At 39.9% G+C, this 24,740-nt stretch carries 27 protein-coding genes; 7 read left to right on the forward strand and 20 right to left on the reverse strand.

Going from position 1 to position 24,740, the window contains the following annotated elements; all coding sequences use genetic code 11:
- Positions 1-92: 92 nt before the first annotated feature.
- The 4 genes from lepA to gpr all read right to left on the reverse strand — a co-directional run bounded on the left by lepA (position 93) and on the right by gpr (position 4,921).
- Positions 93-1,919: a translation elongation factor 4 gene (gene lepA, locus B0I26_RS04590; RefSeq protein WP_111644282.1), complete on the reverse strand. Its 1,827-nt coding sequence runs from the start codon at positions 1,917-1,919 to the stop codon at positions 93-95.
- Positions 1,920-2,141: 222 nt separating this feature from the next.
- Positions 2,142-2,489, reverse strand: coding sequence for a YqxA family protein (locus B0I26_RS04595; protein WP_111644283.1), 348 nt, complete (start codon positions 2,487-2,489; stop codon positions 2,142-2,144).
- Positions 2,490-2,520: 31 nt separating this feature from the next.
- Positions 2,521-3,720, reverse strand: coding sequence for a stage II sporulation protein P (spoIIP, locus tag B0I26_RS04600; RefSeq protein ID WP_111644284.1), 1,200 nt, complete (start codon positions 3,718-3,720; stop codon positions 2,521-2,523).
- Between the two features lie 82 nt (positions 3,721-3,802).
- Positions 3,803-4,921 (reverse strand): GPR endopeptidase, encoded by a 1,119-nt coding sequence (gpr, locus tag B0I26_RS04605; protein ID WP_111644285.1) that lies wholly within the window; start codon positions 4,919-4,921, stop codon positions 3,803-3,805.
- A gap of 214 nt (positions 4,922-5,135) precedes the next feature.
- Between gpr and rpsT the strand changes: the two genes are divergently transcribed.
- A complete protein-coding gene (gene rpsT / locus B0I26_RS04610) occupies positions 5,136-5,402 on the forward strand; it encodes a 30S ribosomal protein S20 (RefSeq protein ID WP_111644286.1) in 267 nt (88 codons plus the stop codon).
- A 408-nt stretch (positions 5,403-5,810) separates the two neighbouring features.
- Here rpsT and holA read toward each other — a convergent pair whose 3' ends face one another.
- Complete coding sequence (holA, locus tag B0I26_RS04615; RefSeq protein ID WP_111644334.1) at positions 5,811-6,833, reverse strand: DNA polymerase III subunit delta; 1,023 nt, start codon at positions 6,831-6,833, stop codon at positions 5,811-5,813.
- Between the two features lie 287 nt (positions 6,834-7,120).
- Between holA and B0I26_RS04620 the strand changes: the two genes are divergently transcribed.
- The gene (locus tag B0I26_RS04620; protein ID WP_111644287.1) at positions 7,121-7,255 is read left to right on the forward strand and encodes a YqzM family protein; all 135 of its coding nucleotides are present in this window, start codon (positions 7,121-7,123) and stop codon (positions 7,253-7,255) included.
- 353 nt (positions 7,256-7,608) lie between these two features.
- On the opposite strand, the gene B0I26_RS04625 is transcribed toward B0I26_RS04620, so the two are convergent.
- The 3 genes from B0I26_RS04625 to B0I26_RS04635 all read right to left on the reverse strand — a co-directional run bounded on the left by B0I26_RS04625 (position 7,609) and on the right by B0I26_RS04635 (position 11,289).
- Positions 7,609-9,918: a DNA internalization-related competence protein ComEC/Rec2 gene (locus tag B0I26_RS04625; protein ID WP_111644288.1), complete on the reverse strand. Its 2,310-nt coding sequence runs from the start codon at positions 9,916-9,918 to the stop codon at positions 7,609-7,611.
- A gap of 241 nt (positions 9,919-10,159) precedes the next feature.
- On the reverse strand, positions 10,160-10,621 hold the full coding sequence (locus B0I26_RS04630) for a ComE operon protein 2 (protein WP_111644289.1): 462 nt from the start codon (positions 10,619-10,621) through the stop codon (positions 10,160-10,162).
- A 59-nt stretch (positions 10,622-10,680) separates the two neighbouring features.
- Positions 10,681-11,289: a helix-hairpin-helix domain-containing protein gene (locus tag B0I26_RS04635; RefSeq protein ID WP_111644335.1), complete on the reverse strand. Its 609-nt coding sequence runs from the start codon at positions 11,287-11,289 to the stop codon at positions 10,681-10,683.
- Positions 11,290-11,396: 107 nt separating this feature from the next.
- Here B0I26_RS04635 and comER point away from each other — a divergent pair, with 107 nt between their 5' ends.
- Complete coding sequence (gene comER, locus B0I26_RS04640; protein ID WP_111644290.1) at positions 11,397-12,227, forward strand: late competence protein ComER; 831 nt, start codon at positions 11,397-11,399, stop codon at positions 12,225-12,227.
- 136 nt (positions 12,228-12,363) lie between these two features.
- On the opposite strand, the gene B0I26_RS04645 is transcribed toward comER, so the two are convergent.
- The 8 genes from B0I26_RS04645 to B0I26_RS04680 are packed head-to-tail and all read right to left on the reverse strand — an operon-like array spanning position 12,364 to position 17,401.
- Positions 12,364-13,107, reverse strand: a complete 744-nt coding sequence (locus tag B0I26_RS04645) for a class I SAM-dependent DNA methyltransferase (protein ID WP_111644291.1) — start codon at positions 13,105-13,107, stop codon at positions 12,364-12,366.
- Positions 13,107-13,460 (reverse strand): ribosome silencing factor, encoded by a 354-nt coding sequence (gene rsfS, locus B0I26_RS04650; RefSeq protein WP_111644292.1) that lies wholly within the window; start codon positions 13,458-13,460, stop codon positions 13,107-13,109. The genes B0I26_RS04645 and rsfS overlap by 1 nt, the downstream gene beginning before the upstream one ends.
- Positions 13,457-14,035, reverse strand: a complete 579-nt coding sequence (yqeK, locus tag B0I26_RS04655; protein ID WP_111644293.1) for a bis(5'-nucleosyl)-tetraphosphatase (symmetrical) YqeK — start codon at positions 14,033-14,035, stop codon at positions 13,457-13,459. The genes rsfS and yqeK overlap by 4 nt, the downstream gene beginning before the upstream one ends.
- Positions 14,022-14,594, reverse strand: coding sequence for a nicotinate-nucleotide adenylyltransferase (locus B0I26_RS04660; protein WP_111644294.1), 573 nt, complete (start codon positions 14,592-14,594; stop codon positions 14,022-14,024). Before B0I26_RS04660 ends, yqeK begins: the two co-directional genes overlap by 14 nt.
- A gap of 28 nt (positions 14,595-14,622) precedes the next feature.
- Positions 14,623-14,916 (reverse strand): ribosome assembly RNA-binding protein YhbY, encoded by a 294-nt coding sequence (yhbY, locus tag B0I26_RS04665; protein ID WP_111644295.1) that lies wholly within the window; start codon positions 14,914-14,916, stop codon positions 14,623-14,625.
- 6 nt (positions 14,917-14,922) lie between these two features.
- Positions 14,923-15,756: a shikimate dehydrogenase gene (aroE, locus tag B0I26_RS04670; protein ID WP_111644296.1), complete on the reverse strand. Its 834-nt coding sequence runs from the start codon at positions 15,754-15,756 to the stop codon at positions 14,923-14,925.
- Between the two features lie 20 nt (positions 15,757-15,776).
- Positions 15,777-16,889, reverse strand: coding sequence for a ribosome biogenesis GTPase YqeH (gene yqeH, locus B0I26_RS04675; RefSeq protein WP_111644297.1), 1,113 nt, complete (start codon positions 16,887-16,889; stop codon positions 15,777-15,779).
- Positions 16,886-17,401: a YqeG family HAD IIIA-type phosphatase gene (locus tag B0I26_RS04680; RefSeq protein WP_111644298.1), complete on the reverse strand. Its 516-nt coding sequence runs from the start codon at positions 17,399-17,401 to the stop codon at positions 16,886-16,888. The genes yqeH and B0I26_RS04680 overlap by 4 nt, the downstream gene beginning before the upstream one ends.
- Positions 17,402-17,743: 342 nt before the next feature.
- Between B0I26_RS04680 and sda the strand changes: the two genes are divergently transcribed.
- Entirely contained in the window at positions 17,744-17,884 is a 141-nt protein-coding gene (sda, locus tag B0I26_RS04685; protein WP_111644299.1) for a sporulation histidine kinase inhibitor Sda, read from the forward strand.
- A gap of 27 nt (positions 17,885-17,911) precedes the next feature.
- Here the strand turns inward: sda and B0I26_RS04690 are convergent, their stop codons facing one another.
- A complete protein-coding gene (locus tag B0I26_RS04690) occupies positions 17,912-18,694 on the reverse strand; it encodes a phosphatidylserine decarboxylase (protein ID WP_111644300.1) in 783 nt (260 codons plus the stop codon).
- A 118-nt stretch (positions 18,695-18,812) separates the two neighbouring features.
- On the opposite strand from B0I26_RS04690, the gene pssA reads away from it, so the two are divergent.
- From pssA to motB, 3 genes are all read left to right on the forward strand, one after another.
- Positions 18,813-19,352, forward strand: a complete 540-nt coding sequence (gene pssA / locus B0I26_RS04695; RefSeq protein ID WP_111644301.1) for a CDP-diacylglycerol--serine O-phosphatidyltransferase — start codon at positions 18,813-18,815, stop codon at positions 19,350-19,352.
- Between the two features lie 305 nt (positions 19,353-19,657).
- Entirely contained in the window at positions 19,658-20,467 is an 810-nt protein-coding gene (gene motA, locus B0I26_RS04700; protein WP_111644302.1) for a flagellar motor stator protein MotA, read from the forward strand.
- On the forward strand, positions 20,442-21,191 hold the full coding sequence (gene motB, locus B0I26_RS04705; protein ID WP_111644303.1) for a flagellar motor protein MotB: 750 nt from the start codon (positions 20,442-20,444) through the stop codon (positions 21,189-21,191). The genes motA and motB overlap by 26 nt, the downstream gene beginning before the upstream one ends.
- Before the next feature lie 131 nt (positions 21,192-21,322).
- Here motB and ytvI read toward each other — a convergent pair whose 3' ends face one another.
- The 3 genes from ytvI to B0I26_RS04720 form a co-directional block, all read right to left on the reverse strand.
- A complete protein-coding gene (ytvI, locus tag B0I26_RS04710) occupies positions 21,323-22,351 on the reverse strand; it encodes a sporulation integral membrane protein YtvI (RefSeq protein ID WP_111644304.1) in 1,029 nt (342 codons plus the stop codon).
- 105 nt (positions 22,352-22,456) lie between these two features.
- Complete coding sequence (locus B0I26_RS04715) at positions 22,457-23,236, reverse strand: undecaprenyl-diphosphate phosphatase (RefSeq protein ID WP_111644305.1); 780 nt, start codon at positions 23,234-23,236, stop codon at positions 22,457-22,459.
- A gap of 110 nt (positions 23,237-23,346) precedes the next feature.
- Positions 23,347-24,687 carry a TrkH family potassium uptake protein gene (locus B0I26_RS04720; RefSeq protein WP_111644306.1) on the reverse strand — a complete coding sequence of 447 codons (1,341 nt, stop codon included), beginning with the start codon at positions 24,685-24,687 and terminating at the stop codon, positions 23,347-23,349.
- Between the last annotated feature and the right edge of the window lie 53 nt (positions 24,688-24,740).

Below are 24,740 nucleotides of genomic sequence, written 5' to 3' on the forward strand. Positions count from 1 at the left end.
GCATTTACAATATATAGTTCATTTATCTAATGTTATGTCCTATATATTGTGCTGCGGGGTCTGACAATTGGATCAGCCTCTATTTTACCGTTTTATTTTTTGTCATCGATCTTTAATACCGCCATGAACGCTTCTTGCGGCACTTCAACGGAACCGACTTGCTTCATGCGCTTTTTCCCTTCTTTTTGCTTTTCAAGAAGCTTACGTTTACGGGAAACGTCACCGCCGTAACATTTCGCAAGCACGTTCTTCCGCAACGCTTTAATGGTTGAACGGGCAATAATTTTGTTGCCAATTGCCGCTTGAACCGGTACTTCGAACTGCTGGCGCGGAATTAAATCTTTTAACTTTTCAACAATCACTTTGCCGCGCTCATAAGCAGAGTCGCGGTGAACGATAAACGACAATGCATCGACTTTTTCACCATTAAGAAGAATATCCATCTTCACAAGCTTAGAAGGCTTGTAACCAATTAACTCGTAATCAAATGAAGCATAGCCTTTTGTGCTTGATTTTAAGGTGTCAAAGAAATCATAAACAATTTCCGATAACGGAATTTCGTAAATTAAGCTGACGCGCTTCTCGTCTAAATATTGCATGTCAACAAAATTGCCGCGTTTACTTTGGCATAATTCCATCACAGAGCCGACATAGTCATTCGGAACCATAATGGTTGCTTTAACATACGGCTCCTCAACGCGTTCAATTTTTTGCGGGTCCGGCATGTTAGATGGGTTATCGACTTGAACTTCCGTGCCGTCCGTTAAATATACTTTATAAATAACGCTTGGCGCCGTCGTAATTAAGTCAATATTAAATTCGCGCTCAATTCGCTCTTGAATAATTTCCATGTGCAATAATCCGAGGAAACCGCAACGGAAACCAAAACCGAGCGCTTGCGACGTCTCCGGTTCGAATTGCAACGCTGCATCATTTAGCTGCAATTTTTCCAACGCTTCACGTAAATCATTATAGCGTGCCGTATCAATCGGATACATGCCGCAAAAGACCATCGGATTTAAGCGACGGTAACCCGGAAGCGGCTCATCGGCAGGGTTTTCTGCGTCTGTAATCGTATCGCCGACGCGCGTGTCGCTCACATTTTTAATAGACGCCGTTAAAAACCCTACATCGCCGACAGTAAGTTCATCCACTAATTTTGGTTTTGGTGTAAATACGCCGACTTCCACGACTTCAAATTCTTTCCCTGTTGACATCATTTTAATTTTTTGCCCCGGCTTTACCGTTCCTTCAACAACGCGAATATAGGCAACAACGCCGCGGTAAGAATCATATAAAGAGTCGAAAATCAACGCTTTTAACGGCGCATCAGGGTCACCCGATGGAGCTGGAATTTTTTCAACGATTTGCTCAAGAATTTCTTCGATTCCAATTCCGACTTTTGCTGAAGCGAGTACCGCTTCTGAGGCATCTAACCCAATCACATCTTCAATTTCCTGGCGAACGCGCTCCGGTTCTGCGCTAGGCAAATCAATTTTATTAATAACAGGTAAAATTTCCAAGTTGTTATCTAAAGCTAAATAGACGTTCGCCAGCGTCTGCGCCTCGATTCCTTGCGCAGCATCAACGACAAGGATGGCCCCTTCGCAAGCCGCCAAACTGCGTGACACTTCATACGTAAAATCGACATGTCCCGGCGTGTCAATTAGATGGAAAATATACTCTTCTCCATCTTTTGCTTTATATTTCAGTTGAACGGCATTTAATTTAATCGTAATACCGCGCTCGCGCTCTAACTCCATTGAATCCAGCATTTGGTCTTTCATTTCACGTTCTGACAGCGCACCTGTCTTTTCAAGAATACGGTCAGCTAGTGTTGATTTTCCATGGTCAATATGGGCAATAATGGAAAAATTACGGATTTTCTCTCGTCTTTTTAGTCTTTCTTCACGATTCATGTTTTTTCACTCCTACTATCATCCCGAAACTACACTAGCTTTGATTATAGCAACACAATGAGCAAGATTCAATGAGATAAATATGAAAAAGCAGATCATGGCCTTACAACAGCTAAATAAGAAATGTTCCAGTGTAGAGAAAACTTGGTGAGCGCAACAAAGCCGTAGCTTTCATATTCATTTTTTCAGTTTCATAAAATAAAAGCCGGGATGTCCCGACTTTTATTGTTCATCATGAAATAATTGGCCGGCGATATGAAGCAATTGCTTCATTCCGTAGCGAACTCCATCAGCTAATTGTTTGCCAAATTCGGAAAATATATTAAACGTTTTCATTTCTTCTAATTTTTTCTTTTTATCCTCCAAATCTTCACTTTTGATTGTATTTCCCATAATCGAAGCTTCTATTTCCCCTTTATCATCCTCTGACAAACGAATCACCTCTTGAAACGAAGGATCAGCGTACCCTTTCATTTGCTTCAATCCTTTATTTGCTTGCTGCATCCCTAGTAAAACTCCAACGAATAAAATCACAGCTGCTAAAGAAAAATAAACAGTAAATTTGATCATTACCCTGCTGCTCCCTTGTGAAGTTTTTTGTTTATTGCTTTTGTTTAGGTGGTGGGGATTGCACCTTTTCCGCTTGCCAGTAATACTCGCTAAATACATCGGCAACAGCCGAAGCGGTACGGAACAATTCTTCAAATGTATTGTCTACGCCACCAAATTCAATTAAAATGGCATTTTCTGATAAATCTTGATTGAACTTTCCGTTCGTCCCTGCTCCTTTTTTCTGAATAATTCCCTTGCTAAGGCCAGGATATTTTTGCTGTAACAATTCATGAAGATCTTTGGCAATTTGCAAGTTCTTCTCATATTTTGCATTGTTTCCACCGATAATAAATACAATTCGTGCATAATCACTTCCATTAATAGTAACTGTTGTGTTATTTCTGCGCCGGGTATCGCGATGAATGTCAATGAAATATTGTAAGTCACGATTTTTTGTCATCGCCTCCTCTACCGTTTTTCTTGACACATCATACGCTTGATAATATTTCATTCCGTTTTTTACTAATTTATCGATAAAATCCTCCGTATTTACTTCGGCGCCAATTCCCCGCTTCTCCATTTCCTCCGCGAGCTTTTCCCCCACTTTCGTTACATTGACCGTTGGATGAAAGGCAGCATTCAAATCAGTTACTCCTTTCAAAGCAGGTAAATATGATTCATGGGTATGAGTATGATAAATATAGATCACTTTTTTTCCGTTTGTTGTCATTTTAGGGGGCGGCACCGGCTTTGCTTCACTCGATTTCTCTGCCTGTCCTAAGCTTTCAACAGAGGCTTCGCGCTCGGCAAGCATCACTTCAAGCGGCGGCGCAGACTCGTATGGCATATTTGTATAATCCAATCCCTCACCTGCAACAATAATTTCGCTATCAAAAATCGAAAACCCCGGGAGTTCACTGCCCAGCAAACTGCGGGGATCTTCCAGATTAACACTTGTCATCATTTCAAACATCATTGAAGAATACTTAGGTTTCCTTTTTTCCTCAGGCAACACTTGCGAAAAATAATGATTTTCAAAACTAAGCAACTGAACAAAAGCTTCCCCGGGAAAATAAGTTGCTATATTATTCACCGAGGAAGATGTGATTCGATATTCGGGCTTTAATGATGTCATCGCCCCAACAACTGTAAACATCATCATAACCCCTAAAATCGCCAACATGACCATTTTTTTGATGCTTGTCCCATTCACCGTGATAATCATTTGCTCAGAGCGAAATCTTCTCATGTTCTCACCCTTTCCAAGCTTGTCTACTAATTTAACAGTATGACGAAGCTAGAAAAGATAGAACATGTTTGCACGTTTTTCATTAATGGGTATATGCACCTGTATTATATTGATCCACATCGTTATGAAGAGCCGCGTTGAGTCCGCTTGCGAGAATATTCGCCATATCTTCAATAAACATATCTACCTCTTTCGGTGTGACCATAAGATTATGGCCGAGAGGTGCTAAGACTTCATGAATCAATTTTCGCTTTTCTTCATCACTTAACGTTCCAATCATCCCGAGAAAAGCAGAACGATGTTGCTTGCCTGGCATGTCTTCTTCTGTCAATACTTTTCGTTCACCAAACGCCAATCCTGCTGGTGCAAGCGCATTGGCTGGGCGGTTTCCTTCTTTCATTTCTCTGCCAAAGTGCTTCAGCATAAAATCAATTGTATCGCTCGTAATCGATACTGCATCAACGACGGTAGGAACACCAATCGCAATAACAGGAATACCGAGCGTCTCTTTGCTCAACTCTTTTCTCTTATTTCCAACTCCTGATCCGGGATGGATGCCTGTATCAGAAATTTGAATCGTTGCATTAACTCTTTCAAGCGAGCGCGCTGCCAATGCATCAATTGCGATAACGAAATCTGGCTTTGCTTTTTCAACGATCCCGCGGATAATATCGCTTGTTTCAATTCCCGTCATCCCCATTACCCCCGGGGCAATGGCACTAACAGAACGAAAGCCGTCCTCAACACTTTCTGGCTGAAGATGAAATAAGTGCCTTGTAATAAGCAAGTTTTCAACAGTCAACGGCCCAAGAGCATCCGGTGTTACATGCTCATTTCCAAGCCCGACAACAAGACAGCTTGCATCTCCAGGAATATTTATTTTTTTTAAAAATGCAATCAATTCTTTCGCAAATACTTTCTCTACCTTTCTTTGCAGCTCCGTATCATGTTCACGAATTCCTTGCGCCTCAATCGTTAAGTAAATTCCTGCTTTTTTGCCAATGGATTTTGCTCCTTGCTCCGTTACCTCTACATATGAAAGATGAATCCCATCTAGTTCGTGGTTTTGAATAATCACCCCTTCAATATGCGAATGAGTTTCGCGCTTTTGTTCCAGCCGTTCTTCAACAGCTATTTCATGCGCTTCAACCGCTAAATCGGTTCTCACAGAATACATGCTTAAATCAAGTGAATTCGTCATCGTTTTCCACCTCAAAACTGTCATTTTTATGTATTTTCACCGTTTTCACTGTTTTTCATTCTTGCCGTTTTGGAAAGAGAGTAAGTATTTTCAACGGATTAGTATTGCATAATTGAAATCAGTTTGATAGAATAACTTTTGTTCTTAATAAGTTCATTCGATCGTGAACAATCGAGCTTATCATATTCTCGACAGCATTACGGAGGTGAAAATAATGCCAAATATTAAATCTGCTATTAAACGCGTAAAAACGAGCAACAAGCGCCGCGCACAAAACGCTTCACAAAAATCTGCGATGCGCACTGCCATCAAAAAATTTGAAGCGCTTGTAGAAGCAAAAGATGTTGAGAAAGCACAAGCTGCGTTTATCATTGCTTCTAAAAAAATTGACAAAGCGGCAAGCAAAGGTTTAATCCACAAAAATGCAGCAAGCCGCCATAAATCTCGTTTAGCGAAAAAATTAAACAGCATTCTTGCTTAATCATGATAAAACGATCCTTTGCAAAGGGTCGTTTTTTATTTAGAAAAGCGGAAGCGCCGAGGGTAGCTCTCGAGGCCAAATGTTCTTCACCCGCAGAAGTGCTTGTCACTTCGAGGGGGAAGGTTATTTGGCACAGAGAGCTAGGCGCTGAAGCTAGACAACTAGAAAAGCGGAGGCGAGCGCCTAACGCCGTATGGAAAATGTTCTTCCGACGAGAAATGCTTGCATTTCGACGGAGGAAGGTTATTTTCCACTAGCTGCGCCTGCGATTACTCGGCGCATGTCAGCGAAGATGTTGATTCAAGCAGTTGACACGTTGCGAGCCGAGCTAGACGACTAGAAAAGAGGAAGCGCCGCGGTCAGCTCTGAAACTTTGTTACTTTGAAAACAAAAAAAGAGCGGATCGCTTTACCGCCCTTCGCTTAATTTCATTAAAAACAACTCAACAACTAAACGCTTATCCATCAATCCCGCTTTCATCTGATAATCTGCTTCCGCTAAATCATTGATAATTCTCATTAACTCCTCAAGCGAAAACAATTTCGCCTGTTCTAACGCCATTTTCACACGAAACGGATGCACTTTTAACAGCGATGCGATTTGCTGTTGGCCATATCCTTTGGCTGCTAAGCCTTTTGCGTGATAAATAAGGCGAAATTGATTGGCAAGCAACGCTAAAATCTTAATCGGCTCTTCATTATTTTGCAGCAAATCATAAAAAGTGCGGAATGCTTCATGTAATTTACGCTGTACAACCTTTTCAATCAATACAAAAACATTTTGTTCGAGTGAACGGGGAACAAGCAGCCGCACGGTTTCTTCTGTGATTGTACCACCGTAGCCGACAAACAAAGCTAGCTTATTCAGTTCATTTGTCAATATCGTCAAAGCCGTTCCCGCAAGCTGTAATAACAAATCAACGGCTTCTTCTTGAATGGTCACGTTCGAAGCGCGAAGATATTCGGCAATCCACTGTCTTATTTCTTGTTCGTTTAACGGTGACGCCGCAAACACTTCCGCACGTTTCAGCAACATCTTCGTCATTTTTTTTCTCTCATCGAGCTTCTCATACAATCCAGTAAAAATAACAACAGAAAATGGAGATGGCTCTTCTATGTATTGTTCCAATCGTTTCATATTATGTTCAATTTTTTCTTTTCCTTTTTCCGCTGTCAAAAAATAAGGATTTTTCACTAATACTACTTTTTTATCGCCGAAAAACGGCAACGTTTCCGCATCTTCAAGTGCGATTTCAACCGGCGTTTCTTCGCAGTCATAAACCGATAAATTGAACTCTCTCTCTTCTTCACGAACCGCTGACTGAATGATTAAATGATGCGTTTCGTTAATTAAAAACGGTTCGGTGCCGTATAATAAATAAATGGGAGAAAGGTGTCCCTTTTTAATTTTTCTCCAAAAATCAATCATCATTGTTCTCTGCTCCATTTCATGATCAAAACCGTTCATTATGTAAGATACAACGTTTCCTCAACTTTTACAAGGGGACCAGCTAACCGAAAGAAGCCGCTCCCCATTTATATAAACGTCGATCACTAAGTCCCAGGAATCTTAGTCATCAACGGTTATTGTTAGTTTTTCCGGCTGAAGCTGAACTATTTGTGACAACTCTTGTCAACGAAGGAAATGGACAATGCCGTATAGATTTTTTTTATTTTTTCGCTTATACTAATTAATGATTGCGTGAGGAGGGGTAGCAAATGAACGAGTTTGAAAAAAATGTCAGTTGCAAACGAAATGACGCAGTAGACTCTGCGGTTGGATTCATTGTTTCATTTGGATTCTTCGCAACGATGTTTATCATCGCAACATTAGTTAAGTTTTTTGGAGCGTAGAACCACTAAAGCCTAGAATGAAGTGGTCGAAACGGTTTTGAACCGGATCGGCAGAGCGTGAATGGATTCATGGGGAGTCCTTGTTCATGAAAGTCTAGTGGAACAAGAATGAGTATCTGCAGACAGATACAGAAGAAACTCTTAAGTCGCTAGAACCTGCCAGCTTCCGTCGTGCAGAGGTTCAGTCAGAAGGAGCTGACCCAAAAGTGTCCGACCTCATGCGAAATCCATCGCATATAGTTGCTATCATTGAACGTTATGCACTATATATTGGTGGTTGTGCTGTCTGACACTTTGTTTTCGGGCCAGCTTCTTTTTTATGCCCTGCTTCGATACGTTTTGTTATTCATATGCTATGGCAGCACAGTCGTAAAGGTTCCAAATTTTTTCGTATACATAAATTGAATGGCGCCATGCCAATCTGTACGTAAAACGGTGATATTATATGACTGAAGGCGTTGAATGACCGTTTCATGCGGATGCTGATAGCGATTATGCTTGCCTACAGAGATGAGTGCAATTTTAGGTTGTATTCGCTTTAACAATGCTTCCGAAGTCGATGTATCGCTGCCATGGTGGCCTACTTTCAGCACATCAGCACGCAGGCTTGGGAATGCATGAAGAAGTTCCTGCTCTCCGCTTTCTTCTAAATCACCTGTAAACAGCCAGGTCAACCCGCCTAAATTTGTATATAAAACAATGGAGCGATTGTTTTTGCCCGCTTCACTTTCTGTCTTTGACGGTGACAATACATAAAATGAGATGCCGGCTGCACTCCATTTTTCCCCGCGACTTATTTCTCTTACAGAAACATGGTGGCGTTTTGCTGTTTTTACCAGCTTTTCTTGCAATTGATCTTCATTTCCTCCCGTTCCAATAAGCAATTCCTTTACGTTTGTTTGTTCAATGATCGTTTGCGCTGCCCCCATATGATCATAATCACCATGCGTAATAATTAACTTATCAAGTCTCGATACTCCTTTTGCCTTTAAAAATGGAACAACGATATCAGCTCCGACTTCAAATTCATCTTTCCGTTTTCGCCAAGACGGTTCCGAAAAAGAAACGACACCGCCTGTATCAATTAAATACACTCCTTTTCGATATGGCAGCTCAATATAAATACAATCTCCCTGTCCTACGTCAAGCAAAACAACCTCTCCATAACGATCAAAATAAGGAGTGAACCAATCAATAATGATAACGCACAGCAGAAAAAATACTCCTTTATATTTTCGCCATCCTTGATTCATTTTTTCAAACTCGACAAAAACAAATAAAATCGCTGCACAATAACAAAACAATAACGGCGGAGACGGACGTCCAAATATCAATGAGAAAGAGGAATGAAAAGCAAAAAATTCAACGAGTTGATTCGTCAAAAGCAATATTTTCTCGAGCATAAAAATGAATAATTCACCGGCGGGCGCCAATAAATAATGACTGATTAATGAAACGAGCGATAACGGTAAAATAATGAACGAATACAATGGAACAAAAACGATATTTAGCGGAAAGCTGAGAAGAGAAATTTCAAAAAAATGATATAAGAGAAGCGGAAGCGAACTAAGTTGGGCAATGACTGTTGTTGACACTAACTGAAGCAAAGGAGAAGATTGCTGCAAAATCGTATGAGAAGATAAAATAAGCCCTAAAGTGGCAATAAAGGATAGCTGAAAGCCTGCTTGAAATAAAGAATAAGGATTCAATAGCAGCATAATGACACATGTTGCGCTCAGCGAATCAATCGGAAGCAGTTTCGCCGGCCATTTCAGGCTGATTAACACAATTCCGGCCATGAACGAAGCGCGCATAACTGAAGGAGAAGCGCCTGTCAGAACGGTATACAGAGGCAAAAGAAAAATGAGGAGCAGCGCAGCTGTTTCTCTAGTCATTCCGGCACGGATGGCCAGAAAAAAACTCATACCGGTTAACATGGTTACATGCAGTCCGGAAATCGCTAAAAGATGGATTAAACCAAGCTTTTGATATCCTTCAAGAATAGTTTCGCTCATCTGTTCGCGTTCACCGTAGACGAGCGCCTGGACAATACCGATTGTCGCTGGAGGAAAATGTTGTTCAATATAGGCCGTTCCTTTTTGTCTTACCGCTATGAGCTTTTCACGGAAGCTGAGAGGAGTAGGACGGCAGCTGTCTAAAGAAAGAGTATGAGGTTTCAGCAGCCAATGAATGCGTTGAAAATATAAATATTTTTTATAATTAAAAGCGTAAGGATTTCTTGCTGCTTCCGGTGCTTCTAACACTCCTGCAAATGAACACATCATTCCAACTGACAGAAGCGACAATTTCTGCTTTTCTTCCTGCGAACGAATGCGATAGCTGATCTTTACTTTTTCCCGCTTTGCCGTTTCTGCCGTCCCTATTAACCTGTCGCCGTCAATAGTAACAGGCGCAACAAATCTGACAGAAAATCGGGTCATCGTATCTTTCAGCATTGTTCGGTTTTTCCCATCTATATATAGAAAATACGCATAAAACACGAACATTGCCGCCAGACAAAACAAAAAGATATCTCGTTTCCGAAACAGTAAAAACAGGAAGTAAAACAAAGAGAAAACAAGAGGATAAACATGGAGAGAAAAGTAACCGAGAAGAATGCCGAAAATCGCGGACAGAGCAATATAAATGAAATTTCCTTTCATCTTTCAGAAATCCCCTTTTATATGAAAGCTGCAAGAAGCTGACTCAAAAGCGAAGGATCAGACCTTACAACACAATATACAGCCATAATACGGCATAAATGAACTTATTGTGAAACGCACGTGAGGTCAAACTCTTATGAGACACCTCCTCAAACGCATTCACAATATATCGTTTATTGATCCAATGTTATGTCCTATCGTGTTGTAGGGCTGACACTTTGCATCGGTCAGCCTCTTCGTTTTATGACTGATTTAAAAAAGAAATGACTTTCGTTGAATCAAATGGAACTTGTTCAACATGAACGTTTGCTTGTTTAAAAAGTTCAATGGCAAAAGGGTGATTTTTATAATCCTGCGCATAATAAACCGCTTTAATGCCGCTTTGAATAATCGCTTTACAACAATGCAGGCATGGAAAATGGGTGACGTATATTTCCGCTCCCTCTGTCGGTATGCCAAATTTTGCACATTGAATAATCGCATTCATTTCTGCATGAATGGTACGGACGCAGTGATTATCAATAACATAGCAGCCTTCGTCAATGCAATGAGCACCACCGGCAATCGAGCCATTATAGCCGCCGGCAATAATTCGTTTATCGCGCACAATGGTTGCACCGACAGCTAGGCGCGTACACGTGCTGCGCATCGCAAGCAAATGGCTTTGTGCCATAAAATATTGATCCCACGTAATTCGCTCCATAAAGCCTCTCCCCTTGCATGAATAAGCTAGCTATAACAATAAGTTTAGCGGGATTTCATTTATCGTACAACCACTTGTTCCTTTATTTTCTCCAGCGATTTCTCGCCAATCCCTGTCACATTTAATAAGTCTTCTATTTTTTGAAACGGTCCATGCTCTTCGCGGTAAGTGATAATCGCCGCCGCTTTTGCTGGACCGATGCCATGAAGCTGCTCGAGGTCTTCCAACGTTGCTGTATTAATGTTCACTTTTCCCTCGTTTGCAGCCGCGTCCGCTATTGAATCTGAAATGACAGAACCGCTTGCCTCTTCGCCGGCTTTGGGCACATAGATGACCATCTCGTCATGAACTTTCGCCGCAAGATTGACCTTTGTTTGGTCTGCCTCCTTCGTAAACCCGCCTGCCAAGGCAATCACATCTTTTACCCGGTCTGTTTCTTCGACTTCGTAGACGCCCTGATGAACAACCGCTCCCTTAACATCTACGAATATAGTCGAAGCCGTTTTTTCGCCTTTTTCTTCTTTCTCGACTTCTATTGCTTCATTGGAAGCTACTGTTTCGCCTAAAAACCTTTGTTCACCGTCATATCGCTTTTGGGTAAACCAAAGTAACGCAACAACAGCCAATGACAGTAAAATGTATAACTGCTTTTTATATTTTTTTATCATCTCCACTTTTTGCACCACCCTTTCCAATTTAAGCATAAAAACGCACTATTTCTCATACATATCGTTTAGAAGGGAAGCATCGGTTTCTCGTAAAGGAGGATTGACTAGTGAATATAGGGTTTATTGGAACGGGAAACATGGGGAAAATTTTGCTTGAAGCTTTTATTGAAGCAAAAGCAGTAGAGCCAAGCCAGCTTGTGATTACAAACAGAACGATTGCTAAGGCGATGGATATACAAAAAAACTATCTGGAAATGAAAGTCGTTTCAAGCGGAGAAGAAGTGATTGAACAAGCCGAGCTTATTTTTATATGCATCAAACCGTTGGACATTCACCCCCTTTTAGTTCGCTTATCTTCCCGCTTAACAGCGCAGCATTGCATCGTTTCGATTACAAGCCCGATTACAGTCAAACAGCTCGAATCGCTTGTTCCTTGTTATGTTGCGCGGGTGATTCCAAGCATTAATAATCGGGCTCTTGCCGGCAGTTCGCTTGTTACATTTAGCGAGCGATGTGCACCACATTACCGAATGTATATCGAACATTTATTTAAAAAAATTTCTCAACCTTCCTATATCACAGAAGACATTACAAGAATCGCTTCTGACATTGCAAGTTGCGGACCAGCATTTTTTAGTTATTTACTACAGCGCTTTATTGAAGCGGCTGTGCAAAAAACAGCCATTACAAAAGAGCAAGCGACGATGCTGGCAAGCGACATGATTATCGGATTAGGGGAATTATTGAAAAAAAGAGTATATACCCTTCCGACGTTACAAGAAAAAGTGTGCGTAAAAGGAGGAATTACAGGCGAAGGCATCCAAGTTCTAGAAAAAGAGCTTGGGGAGATATTTGAACACATTTTTGAAAAAACGCATGAAAAATTTCGCGAAGATATTGAACAAGTGAAAAAACAATTCGATAGCAATATTCTATAAAGATGAGAAAATTCCTTCTTACATTTCATAAAAAATGGGCTGACCCGTAAGTGTCTGACCTCACGCACAATTCACAATATAGCTTATTTTTACAATATCGTGTTGCGGGGTCTGACACTTTGCTTGAGGGACAGCCTTATTTTTTAGCAACGAAAAAAATTCTCTCTGATGTTTCAGTTGGAAATTCGCCGGTAAAATCGGCGCTAATGTCCAACACTTCAAAACCAGTGGACAAAAGCCATTGTTGATATCGCTCAACCTCATACGTACGTTGTATATGCCATTCATCGAAACGTTCATACATACCGTTAGACTGCTGAACAAAGAAAGTAAGCTCATGTTCTACACTGTACGGAACATCTCCAGGGAAACAATTCCAAATATAACTGATTTTCTCTTCATTGTTTGCAAATGTTTGATTCGCAAACAGATGCTCCATCTTATAGATGGAATGAACATCAAACATGAACAAGCCTCCGTCATGCAGATGCTCATAAATACGGGCAAATGTTTGTCTGACTTCTGCTTCATTTTGCAAATAATTAAGAGAATCACAAAAAATGACGACGCAATCAAATAGAGCAAATCCTTCTAGTTCCGTCATATTTTGCTGAAAAAATTCAACCCGTACCCCGCTTTCCTCTGCCTTTGCTTGGGCAACCGTCAGCATATCTTCTGACAAGTCAATTCCTGTTACTTGAAAGCCGTCTTGGGCAAGCCGTACCGAAAGCTCGCCCGTACCGCAGCCAACATCAAGCAAACGCGCAGAGCTGGTTCGGCCGTATTGTTTTATTTTTCTTTTTACAAAATCCCGCCATGCTTCATACGGAGCATCCTTCATTAAATAGTCGTACAAATAGGCAAATTGTTCGTACGCCATTACTGTAAATCACTCGCTAAATCCTCAAGCGGTGCATCGCCCCAAAGGCGCTCTAAATTATAATAAGCGCGTTCATCTTTATGAAACACATGGACAACAACATCGCCTAAATCGACTAAAATCCACTTTGCTTCGTCAAATCCTTCTAAACGTTTGACAGGAATTTGCTGTTCTTCTGCCTTTTCTTTAATTTCCCGCGCAATGGCCTGAACTTGCTTTTCCGAGTTGCCATGACAAATCATAAAATAATCAGCAACAAGGGAAATGCCCTTCATATTTAATGCCACAATATCTTCTGCTTTTTTATCATCTGCGGCTTTTACGGCTACACTTAAAATTTCACGTTCTGTCATCTAGCTTCTTCCCCCTTCACTTCCATAATTAATGAATTATACGTATAAAACGTATCAGGATAGATGGTTTGATTTTTGTTCATCAAAAATTGAATCGTATTTTTCAGGGCTTTTATTAACGCTTTATTTAAATCTTGCTTAGCCAATTCACGGACTTCGTCCACTCCCGGAAAAATGCGTCCCGGTTCAATATAATCAGCTAAATATACGATTTTTTCAAGCAGCGTCATATTAGGGCGTCCTGATGTATGATAGCGAATCGCATCTAATATTTCTACATCGCTGATGCCTGCTTCTTTCTCGACTAAATATGCCCCAACCGGTGCATGCCAAAGCTCTGTATTATATAAAAGCAAATCTTTTGGCATATTTTGCTCTAAAATGATTCGCTTCATCTCTTCTTTCGGGCGAAATTTTGCATAATCATGGAAAATGGCCGCTAATTCCGCCTTTTTCACGTCAGCGCCATATTGTTCTGCTAAGGCAACGGCTGTCTCCATGACACCGATTGTATGCTGATAACGATGTTCCGTTAGTTGTTTTTTAACCATTTCCAACGCTTCATGTCGCTCCATATAACTTCTTCTCCTCAATGTATAATTTTACGCTCTCCGGCACTAAATATTTAATGCTTTTTCCTGTTTGAATCCGCTTGCGAATTAAGGAAGAGGAGACACCAAACTCCGGGACTTCCACTTCAATAATCGGATAAGAAGTCTCAAGCGAAAAGCCCGGACGTTTAACACCGACAAATGTGACAAGCTGCATGAGCTCATCAATTTTATACCAATTCGGCAAATATTCAACCATATCAGCACCAATAATAAAATAAAATTCGTAGTTTTTATATATATGTTTGATCTGGCAAATCGTTTCATACGTATAAGACGGGCCTTCTCTTTCCAGTTCAATCGTTTGAATTTTAAACTGCGGATGATCGCTAATCGCTAACTCAAGCATTTTCAAGCGATCCGAGCTGTCCGTTACTTTTTTTCCTTGTTTATGAGGAGGGATACGGTTTGGCATAAACCATATTTCAGACAAATCTAAAAATGTTAACACTTCATTCGCCATTAATAAATGGCCGTTATGCGGCGGGTCAAATGTTCCGCCGAAAATGCCGATTTTTTTCACCTCTCTCCCTCCCCATAAGTGCTTTTTATTAACTTGGCAGCACAATTTGCTTATTTTCTTTTGATTCTTTATATAAAACGATGACATTGCCGATAATTTGTACAAGTTCCGCCTGCGCCCCTTCAGCTAATTGGCGCGCTACCGTTTCGCGGTCCTCTTCACAGTTTTGCAGCACGCTCACTTTAATTAATTCACGCGCTTCTAAGGCATCAACGATTTGTTTAATCATATTCTCGTTAACGCCCCCTTTTCCCACTTGAAAAATGGGATTTAAATGATGGGCTTTTGCCCGCAAAAACCGTTTTTGTTTACCTGTCAGCATGTTTTTTTAACCTCCCAGCTGTTGAATAACCATTTGTTTCATTCTGGCTGTATCAGGAAAAATGCCTGTCCATTTTTCAAACGCTAATGCTCCTTGATAAACGAACATTCCTACACCGTTTTGCGTGATTGCTCCGCACCGCTTTGCCTCTTTTAACAACATTGTTTCCAACGGATTGTATATAATATCACTTACAACCGTACCCTTCCTTAAATTGTCGAGTGAAAGAGGCATCTCTTCTACATTAGGATACATTCCAACTGATGTTGTATTGATGATAATATCGTAATTCCCTAACAACTGTTGTGCCTCATGAATGGAATAAGCCCGCGACAAAACAGGAATGGTTCTCTCATGAATCAGTTCCTCTGCTTTACTCACCGTGCGATTGCAGAGATCGATACATGCCGCTTTACTGCGTGCAAGCGAAAAATAAATTCCTCTTGCTGCTCCGCCGGCGCCGATAAGTAAAATGTGTTTTCCTTCCAGTTTAATGTTCAGCTCTTCGCATAATGCACGGACAAATCCCTCTCCGTCGGTATTATAGCCAATAAGACGGCCATTTTCATTCACAACCGTATTGACCGCACCGATTTGCAAGGCCATTTCATCGATTTCATCCAAAAAGGGAATAATCGCTGTTTTATGAGGAATCGTGACATTAAAACCGGCTATTCCAAGCGCCTTCATCCCCTGAACCGCGTCTTTCAGATGCTCTTTTTCGACGTGAAATGCATGATAATATGCATCAATGCCAGCTCGCTTAAACGCATCGTTATGCATAAGCGGTGACATTGAATGATGGATCGGACAGCCAATCACCCCAAATAGTTTTCTCATTTCCTCTCCCCCTGACATTTTTAAATTAACGATTTCCGCAAAATGACGTTTACTCCTTTTGGAACGTAGGCAACGATTTGTGCCCCCGGCTCATTGCATGTCACCCAGCCAAGACCGGAAAAAACAATATCCGTTTTTGGTTCTTTAATCGTGAAAGAGTGAGCGACTAACGGCGGAAACTGCTCCATATAACTTGCCCGCGGCGGCTGCAGCAATTCACCGCGCTGTTTTTCATATAAATGATCCGCCTTTTCAAGTTTTGTTCGATGAATGTTTAATTCATTGGAGAAATAGCAAACAAACGAACGCCGGCCCCCTTTTACATAGTCAAGACGGGCAAGACCGCCAAAAAACAACGTCTGGCTTTCATTTAATTGGTATACTTTCGGTTTAATTTCTTTTTTTGGCGTGATTATTTTTAAATCTTTCTTGTCTACATAGTGAGCCATTTGATGATGATTAATAATTCCCGGCGTATCATACATCACTGCTCCGTCTTCTAACGGAATCTCAATCATATCGAGCGTTGTCCCCGGAAAATGCGAAGTCGTAATGACATTCCCTTCGCCGGTCACTTCTTTTATAATCCGGTTGATGAACGTAGATTTACCTACGTTCGTACATCCAACAACATACACATCTTTCCCGAAGCGATAATGGTCAATCGCTTCCATCACTTTTTTCATGCCGATTCCTTTTTCAGCGCTTATTAAAAACACGTCGACTGGCTTTAATCCCAAATCCTTGGCTGATTTCTTCATCCAATGAATGAGTTTCGGATATTTTACCGATTTCGGCAGCAAATCCACTTTATTTCCAACAAGCAAAATATTGTTTTTACCGACAAAACGGTGCAATCCTGGCAGCCAGCTGCCATTAAAATCAAAAATATCCACAATTTTAACGACAAGACCGTCTGACTTCCCAATTTCGTGTAAAATTTTTAAGAAATCATCATCTGCCAGCGAAACGTCTTGAACCTCATTATAATGCTTTAGCCGAAAACAACGTTGACAAATAACCGTTTCCTTTTCCAGCGCAGCAGGGGGGGCATACCCGATTTGCTTTTCATCCTCCGTTTGAATTTGTACCCCACATCCAACGCAGCGAATCAGTTGTTGTTCCACACTCATTCCTCCCAATAAATCATACCTTTTCGTTTCATCATATTTAAAATTTTCCGCTCAATTTTCCGATTAATGCGGGTGAAAAATCCATCTGTATCAGCAACCGGCACAACTAAAATCGTATGTACGCCAAACCGATTTCCTCCTAACACATCTGTCAATAATTGATCACCAATGACGACAATTTCCTCTTTTTTTAATTTCATGAGCTGTAACGCCCGCCAAAAAGCGCGCGTTAACGGTTTCCGTGCCTCGAAAATAAACGGGATATTTAACGGTTCTGCAAACGATTTTACCCGCTTTTCGTTATTATTCGATACAATCGTGATTTGAATGCCATGATTTCGCATATTTTCGAACCATTTCACCAAATCTGGAGTAGCCGTCGGGCGGTCCCATTCGATAAGCGTATTATCAAGATCGGTAATAATTCCTTTAATTCCTTTTTCTTTCAAGGCTTCCGGAGTAATATCAAAAATGCTTTTGACATGCTCATTAGGCAAAAAATACCGCAGCATCACGTTTACACCTTCACTTTTCTATAACATTAAACCTTTAAACATGATACATAATTTTTTGTATCGTTTCAAAACAAACTTTGACAAATATATACACGCTAAAAAAAACTTTCGACAAACATTCAGCTTTTTCAACATCTGTGGATAAATTTATTCACATTATCCATACATATTTCATCACTTATTCCCACAATTATAAACATAATTTCCACAACTTATCCACGAAAGGATGTGGATAAAAGAACGGTTGTTCTATCATGTTAATCATGATAAATTATAAATAACTTACCATTATATGTATTTTTATATCCATCCATTCCATATTTGAAAGGAGTTTCTATCATGAAAAATTTATCAGATGAACTGCTGATTGAATCTTACTATAAAGCAATAGAGCTTAAATTAAGTCCTGATTTTATTGAATTAATTGAGAGAGAAATTTTCCGCCGCTCGTTAACCCCTAAAATTAAGCTCTCCTCATAATGAGCCAAGAAGAGGCTCTATTTTTTTTTACTGTTTTAAATAGCCGATTCTTTCACCGACTTTGATATCCATTGGCACTTTGATTGCTGGATCAAGTTCAAATGCATCCTTTTCAAATAACAACACGACCGTTGAACCAAAAGAAAAATAAGCCATTTCTTCTCCCTTTGTAAGATATTCGTCTTTATGCGTCAATTCAATGCTGTTTACAAACATCGCTCCTACTTTTACAATCGCTGTATGCTTTCCGTTCACATTTACTTCAGTAATCAGACGATAGTTTTTTGATAAAGGTGCCTTTCCATATTTTAAACCTAGCCGATTCACCGGGTATGATTTTTTACCAAGTGACCACTGATTCGTAATCACACCAGATATTGGGCTATGTATGCGGTGATAATGACTCGGGCTTAAATATAAAATAATAAACAATCCGTTTAAATATTTTTCCGCTGCTTGATTGCTTCCAAGCATTTCTTGAACAGAATAAGTTTTTCCTTTAACCGTGATTTCTTTTGTTTTAGTAATCGTTCCAACATCTTCAATGACAGCATCCACAGGGCTAATCACGCTGTTTTCTGCTTTGTCAATCGGTCTGATTCCCTGCTTTAACTTACGAATAAACAATTGTTGCAATGTTTTGTATTGTTTTAAATTTTTTTCCATTTCGCTTTGGTTAATGCAATAAATTTTTGCATAAGATGGAATAAGTAACGCGCTGAGCCGCGATTTAGTAAATAACGCAATTAGTTTTGAAGACAAGGAATGATTGGTAAGTTCAATAAATAAACGATAAAACAATTTTAACAAGCCTAATTCCCTCCGTTTTTGAAAGAATCATTTTACTACTTTCCATATTATAAATAAAACGTTTATAATTGAAGTACACAACGTTCCGCGTCCCATCACTAAAAAGGAGTGAGGAGAAATGTTTTTATCGGATTATCTGGATCACACTTTAAAAAAATTAAAAGCCCATACAGCGAATGCATTAACATTAATCAACCTTTCCTTAGGCGGATTTTCGATTCTTTTTACATTAAAAGGACAATTAAACGTAAGTGTGCTGCTTATTTTTTTGGCTGCTCTTGCTGACCGATTTGATGGGACCGTGGCGCGGAAATTAAATATTGAATCGGAGCTCGGCAAACAATTGGATTCAATGAGTGATATTATATCATTTGGAGCGGCACCTTCACTATTACTTTATCAAGGCTTATTGCATGAATTTGGCGTTCCCGGTGCATTTTTCACGATTTTATATATTGGCTGCGGAGCATTTCGTCTTGCCCGTTTCAACATTACGGAAAATAACGGATATTTTTCGGGACTCCCTATCACCGCAGCAGGAGTACTGCTAACATTAAGCTATTTAACGATTCATTATTTTCCACCGCAATTTTTTATCTTTCTAATGATTATCTTATCATTTTTAATGGTAAGTACGTTTAAGCTAAAAAAAGTTTAACTATCAAAGGACTGTCTCATAAGCGATCCAAACAATTACAGTGTTTATGGGTTGTTATTTTCCAAAACCCATAGATATTGTAATTGAGGAAGCTGTGAGGCAGCCTTTTTAATTTACATGTTATTCATACTAAATTCCCTTTTCAAAGCAACGTATTAATTATATGATAAATTTGGATGAGCAATATTTTCCTATTCATCATTGTGGAAGTCATTTTTTAACTTTTATAAAATGAATCAAACAAGCAGCATGCCCAACTACTAAATTTTATACTAACATCTTGACCAATACATAGAGGTGATTATATGGACAAAACATCAATTATCGGTATTATTCTTGGCATCATCGCTGTTGGCCTTGGAATGTTCTTTAAAGGAGTCAGCCCCTCCGTATTAATTAACCCTGCTGCTATTTTAATTATTATCGTTGGAACGATGGCTTCAGTGACCATCGCCTTTCCTACCAGTGAAATAAAAAAAATTCCTAAATTGTTTGGCGTGATTTTTAAAGAGCAAAAAACTCCCAAAATTGAAGAACTCATTCCGCTTTTTGTCGAATGGGCCAACATTGCTCGCCGCGAAGGACTATTAGCATTAGAAGCAAAGGTTGAAGAAATTGATGACCCATTTTTACGCAATGGCTTAAGCATGGCGATCGACGGGCAGACGCAAGAATTTATCCGCGATGTCATGACCGAAGAAATCGCCGCGATGGAAGAGCGGCATCAAGCAAATGCAGCCATTTTTACACAGGCAGGAACATATGCTCCAACACTTGGGGTACTCGGAGCAGTAGTTGGTTTAATTGCCGCATTACAAAACATGCAAAACATTGAAGAGCTGGGACTTGCGATCAGTGCCGCTTTCGTTGCTACGTTGCTGGGAATTTTTACAGGCTATGTATTATGGCATCCATTTGCTAATAAATTAAGGAGAAAATCAAAAGAAGAAATAAAAGTGCGCCAAGTGATGATTGAAGGAGTTCTTTCGATTTTAGAAGGACAAGCACCTCGGGCGATTGAGCAAAAATTGGCTTCTTATCTCCCTGAAGCGGAAAGAAAAAAGGTGCTGGTGGAAGGAGATAAACAAGATGGCGAAAAAGAAAAAGCATCATGATGAAAATCATATTGATGAAACATGGCTCATTCCATATGCAGACTTATTAACTTTATTATTAGCACTTTTTATCGTTTTATTCGCCAGCAGCCAGCTTGATTCAAAAAAATTCCAACAACTTGCTCGCTCATTTAATAGTGCTTTAGCCGGTGGCACAGGTGTACTTGAATTTCCAAGCCCATTGGATGAAGAACAAAAGCAATCCTTGAATCGAGAGGATCAACAAAATAATCAAACTCAACAGCCAGCTTATGAAAAAAAAGAATTACAACAAGTACAAGGAAAAATTAATCAATACATTCAGCACGAAAATTTAACCGGGCAGCTGAAAACGACATTAACGGAGGAAGGGCTGCTTGTTACTATTTTAAACGATGTATTGTTCGATTCAGGAAGCGCTGAAGTAAGACCGCAGGATCGGAAGCTGGCCAAAGAAATTTCCCGGCTGCTCGTCATGAATCCACCGCGCAGCATTATTATTAGCGGTCATACCGATAATGTACCGATTCATAACTCCCAGTTTTCATCGAACTGGGAACTAAGCGTGATGCGCGCCGTTAACTTCATGAGTTTATTATTAGAAAACAAGCAGCTCGACCCGCGTTGGTTCAGCGCAAAAGGTTACGGTGAGTATAAACCGGTCGCCTCCAACGATACAGAGGAAGGAAGAAAGAAAAACCGCCGCGTTGAAATTTTGATTGTACCAAACGAACCAGCCAATTAAAAAGAGGATGACCTTAAGAAGAAGTCAGACTCCACAACCATAATAATATAAGCATTACATAAGAGCACCAGCTATATATTATGGATCGTGAGGTCAGACACTTATCGGTCATCCTCTTTTTCGTTTTATCGCTAAATTTTAAAGGAAATTTTAATAATTCCTGCCTTAACCATCGTATCAACAATAATGACAAGCGCCGGCCCTAAAAATAAACCGGCAAACCCGAGCAGCTGAAAGCCTAAATAAACACTCACTAATGCCGCAAGCGGGCTAATTCCTAAATTAGAAGAGAAAATCTTCGGTTCAATTGTTCTGCGAATAACCGTAATAACGATAAATAACACAATCAGTCCGATTCCCAACCCTTGATTTCCGTTCATCATACTGAAGATAGCCCAAGGCACAAGAACGGAGCCTGTTCCTAAAATCGGCAAAATATCTACGATTACAATTAATAATGACAAAATGATTGGATACTCGACCCGTAAAAGCAGCAAACCGCCAAGCGCCAACAAAAATGTAATTAAACTTAATAAAAATTGCGCTTTAATAAAGCCGATTACCGCCTTATTCAACTGCGTCATAATAATCGTTAACCGTTGTTTCGTATCGGCAGATAAATATTTTTCAATGCTTTTCTTTAATCTAGGCAAATCCAAACTGATCAGAAATAGGGCGATTAAGTAAATTAAAAAGTGAATGATCAAACCTGGAATAGTCGTAATATAGTGAATAATTGTCTCCGTTAAATTTTTCGCAAAATTAAGCAGCAAGTTTTTAATTGCCTCAACACTGTTTTCCAATGAAACAATAATTTCTCTTGGAATGGAATGAGAATACAGCTCCCATTTTTTTATAAACTGGTCGACAACCATCGTAATTTCCGATAAGACAGAAGGGAGTTTTTGTGAAAATGTAATAACCTGCTCAATAATAATAACGATCGTAAAATAGGAAGCAAAGCCAATGACAATGACAAACAAGGAAAAAACGGCCGTTACCGCATGGATTCGTTTAAACTTGTATTGTTGTTGCAGTTTTTGCACGAATGGCTCTAATAAAAGAGCGGTAACAAGCGCAAATATTAACGGCAGGCTGTATGGAATTAAATAAAAAAGAATCGCTAATAGTACGACAAGTGTAATAAACTTTTTGACCATCGTCTTCGTTCATCTCGTTTCTATCATAATTGCAATTTCCTATGTTTAAATATAGCGAATGACTGTCGCAAAAATCAATAAAAAAACGGTCTATCATTGACCGTTTTAAAATTTTCCTGTTGCTTGAAAAGCAATAATAACCAATCCAAGAATCCATACATATACAGCAAACACTTTTAATGAATGCTTCTTTAAATAGCCGATCATCCATTTGACTGCCAAATAACCGAATAAGGCAGAAGAGATCGTTCCAACGATTAAGGCAGAAGCAGAGACGTTCTCGACATTTCCTTGGACTAAGTCAACCGATTGCAGCACAATCGCCCCGACAATGGCCGGAGTCGATAATAAGAATGAAAAATAGGCGGCTGTTTCGCGATCAAGTTTGCGGATGAGCGCCGCAACAATCGTTAACCCCGAACGGGAGATCGCTGGAAAAATGGCTGCTGCTTGAAATGCTCCAATCACGAACGCATCGGTATATGTAATATCCTCCATTCGTTTATATCCATTTTTGATTCCATCGGCAAACCAAAGGAAAAGCCCCGTTATTAAAAATTCCCAGCCGATTGTGACACCTGTTTTCGAAATTTCTTCAAAATAATCTTTAAACAACAAACCAACGACAACCGCTGGAATCGTTCCAACGACTAACAAAAACGTCAGCTTGCTGAACGGCTTTCTTAAAATATACAACAGTTCTTCTTTATAAATAATAAACACGGCAAGCAATGTTCCGATATGAAGCATCGTATCGAGAAACAATCCCGCCTCATCTAAGCCAAATAGATGTCTGCCCAAATATAAATGACCGGTACTGCTAATCGGCAAAAATTCTGTCAATCCTTGAATAAGACCTAAAATAAAGGCTTCTAACTTCGTCATTTTATCCCACCTGTCTTTATTTTATCCCACTTAATGTATTATATTGGGATTTGTCCAAAGAGACCACTATTTTTTATGCAAATATAGCAACAGTTGGCCCATTCGCTTCATCACCCCGTAAACAGTTCACCATCCGGATAGCGCACTTTCGTTTTTTCCGGCTTGGAAATCGAGTACACTAATGTTAACGGTCCCATTTTCCCTAAAAACATAATAAATATAATAATAATTTTTCCTAACGATGATAAATGCGGAGTAAAGTTCATCGATAAACCAACTGTGCCAAACGCTGAAACCACTTCGAACAAAATCGGCATTAACCCAGCGTCTTCCGTAAATGTCAACAGCATTGTCGCAATAAAAATAAATAAAATGCTTATCGATAAAATGGCTAATGCCCGAAACAAAATTTGGTTGCGAATGGTGCGGTTAAAAATAATAATTTCTTCTTTTCCTTTAATAAAATTAATGACCGCAAACACAATAACAATAAAAGTCGTTAATTTAATCCCTCCGCCCGTAGACGTACTTCCTGCACCGACAAACATAAGTAAAAGCATTAACATCAATGTCGGCTGCTGGAGAGAGGCGATATCAATCGTGTTAAAACCTGCTGTCCGCGGCGTGATTCCTTGAAAGTAAGCCGCCCATATTTTCTCCGAAGCGGATAATTTTCCGAGCGTATTCGGATTCGAATATTCAAAAACGAAAATCGCTAATATGGCTAAAACATTAACAATGAGCGTACTTACTAACATCACTTTTGAATGCAGCGATAGTTTTTTAAAACGGCGCTGATAATATAAATCGAATACAACCGTAAATCCTAATCCACCGGTCATAATTAAAGTAGTAATCACAAGGTTCACAATCGGATCGCCGACAAAGCGGGATAAATTGTCAGGCCAAAGCGCAAATCCCGCATTGTTGAACGCCGCTATTGTATGAAATAAGCTATAGTATAATCCTTTCGTCCAGCCCATTTCAGGAACCCACTTTGCCACTAAAAAAATAACTCCCAACAACTCCATGATAAAGACGAAAATAAATAAGTTGCGAACGAGGCGAATCACTCCGCCGAGAGAAGGCTGATTTAACGCTTCCTGCATGAGCAAGCGCTGCTTCATGCCGATTTTTTTTCCAAGCATGATGACAACAAGAACGGCAAACGCCATCACTCCAATTCCGCCAATTTGAATTAAAAGCATAATGACAATTTCCCCAAATAACGTAAACGTTGAACCTACGTCAATCGGCGCCAACCCTGTTACCGTTGCCGCTGATGTGGAGATAAAAAAAGCATCAATCCAGCTGATTTCTTTCTCCGTCGCAAACGGAAGCTTTAAAAGCAAGCCGCCAAGAGTGACAAGACAAATAAAAATAAGCGCTAAAAATTGCGGCGGAGTAAATTTAATTGGTTTGTACATCATCTTTGATCTGTACTCTCTCATAGACATATACCCCTTACGAAACATCGTTTTATGCAACAAAAAAACACAGGAGA

Source organism: Paranoxybacillus vitaminiphilus, assembly GCF_003259935.1.
GTDB classification, from domain to species: Bacteria; Bacillota; Bacilli; order Bacillales; family Anoxybacillaceae; genus Paranoxybacillus; species Paranoxybacillus vitaminiphilus.

Bases quoted from the DNA above. Each gene is read 5' to 3' on its own strand.
- lepA (WP_111644282.1), bottom strand. From the start codon at position 1,919: ATGAATCGTGAAGAAAGACTAAAAAGACGAGAGAAAATCCGTAATTTT.
- B0I26_RS04595 (WP_111644283.1), bottom strand. From the start codon at position 2,489: ATGATCAAATTTACTGTTTATTTTTCTTTAGCAGCTGTGATTTTATTC.
- spoIIP (WP_111644284.1), bottom strand. From the start codon at position 3,720: ATGAGAAGATTTCGCTCTGAGCAAATGATTATCACGGTGAATGGGACA.
- gpr (WP_111644285.1), bottom strand. From the start codon at position 4,921: ATGACGAATTCACTTGATTTAAGCATGTATTCTGTGAGAACCGATTTA.
- rpsT (WP_111644286.1), top strand. From the start codon at position 5,136: ATGCCAAATATTAAATCTGCTATTAAACGCGTAAAAACGAGCAACAAG.
- holA (WP_111644334.1), bottom strand. From the start codon at position 6,833: ATGATGATTGATTTTTGGAGAAAAATTAAAAAGGGACACCTTTCTCCC.
- B0I26_RS04620 (WP_111644287.1), top strand. From the start codon at position 7,121: ATGAACGAGTTTGAAAAAAATGTCAGTTGCAAACGAAATGACGCAGTA.
- B0I26_RS04625 (WP_111644288.1), bottom strand. From the start codon at position 9,918: ATGAAAGGAAATTTCATTTATATTGCTCTGTCCGCGATTTTCGGCATT.
- B0I26_RS04630 (WP_111644289.1), bottom strand. From the start codon at position 10,621: ATGGAGCGAATTACGTGGGATCAATATTTTATGGCACAAAGCCATTTG.
- B0I26_RS04635 (WP_111644335.1), bottom strand. From the start codon at position 11,289: ATGATAAAAAAATATAAAAAGCAGTTATACATTTTACTGTCATTGGCT.
- B0I26_RS04645 (WP_111644291.1), bottom strand. From the start codon at position 13,107: ATGGCGTACGAACAATTTGCCTATTTGTACGACTATTTAATGAAGGAT.
- rsfS (WP_111644292.1), bottom strand. From the start codon at position 13,460: ATGACAGAACGTGAAATTTTAAGTGTAGCCGTAAAAGCCGCAGATGAT.
- yqeK (WP_111644293.1), bottom strand. From the start codon at position 14,035: ATGGAGCGACATGAAGCGTTGGAAATGGTTAAAAAACAACTAACGGAA.
- yhbY (WP_111644295.1), bottom strand. From the start codon at position 14,916: ATGCTGACAGGTAAACAAAAACGGTTTTTGCGGGCAAAAGCCCATCAT.
- aroE (WP_111644296.1), bottom strand. From the start codon at position 15,756: ATGAGAAAACTATTTGGGGTGATTGGCTGTCCGATCCATCATTCAATG.
- yqeH (WP_111644297.1), bottom strand. From the start codon at position 16,889: ATGAGTGTGGAACAACAACTGATTCGCTGCGTTGGATGTGGGGTACAA.
- B0I26_RS04680 (WP_111644298.1), bottom strand. From the start codon at position 17,401: ATGCTGCGGTATTTTTTGCCTAATGAGCATGTCAAAAGCATTTTTGAT.
- sda (WP_111644299.1), top strand. From the start codon at position 17,744: ATGAAAAATTTATCAGATGAACTGCTGATTGAATCTTACTATAAAGCA.
- pssA (WP_111644301.1), top strand. From the start codon at position 18,813: ATGTTTTTATCGGATTATCTGGATCACACTTTAAAAAAATTAAAAGCC.
- motA (WP_111644302.1), top strand. From the start codon at position 19,658: ATGGACAAAACATCAATTATCGGTATTATTCTTGGCATCATCGCTGTT.
- motB (WP_111644303.1), top strand. From the start codon at position 20,442: ATGGCGAAAAAGAAAAAGCATCATGATGAAAATCATATTGATGAAACA.
- ytvI (WP_111644304.1), bottom strand. From the start codon at position 22,351: ATGGTCAAAAAGTTTATTACACTTGTCGTACTATTAGCGATTCTTTTT.
- B0I26_RS04715 (WP_111644305.1), bottom strand. From the start codon at position 23,236: ATGACGAAGTTAGAAGCCTTTATTTTAGGTCTTATTCAAGGATTGACA.
- B0I26_RS04720 (WP_111644306.1), bottom strand. From the start codon at position 24,687: ATGAGAGAGTACAGATCAAAGATGATGTACAAACCAATTAAATTTACT.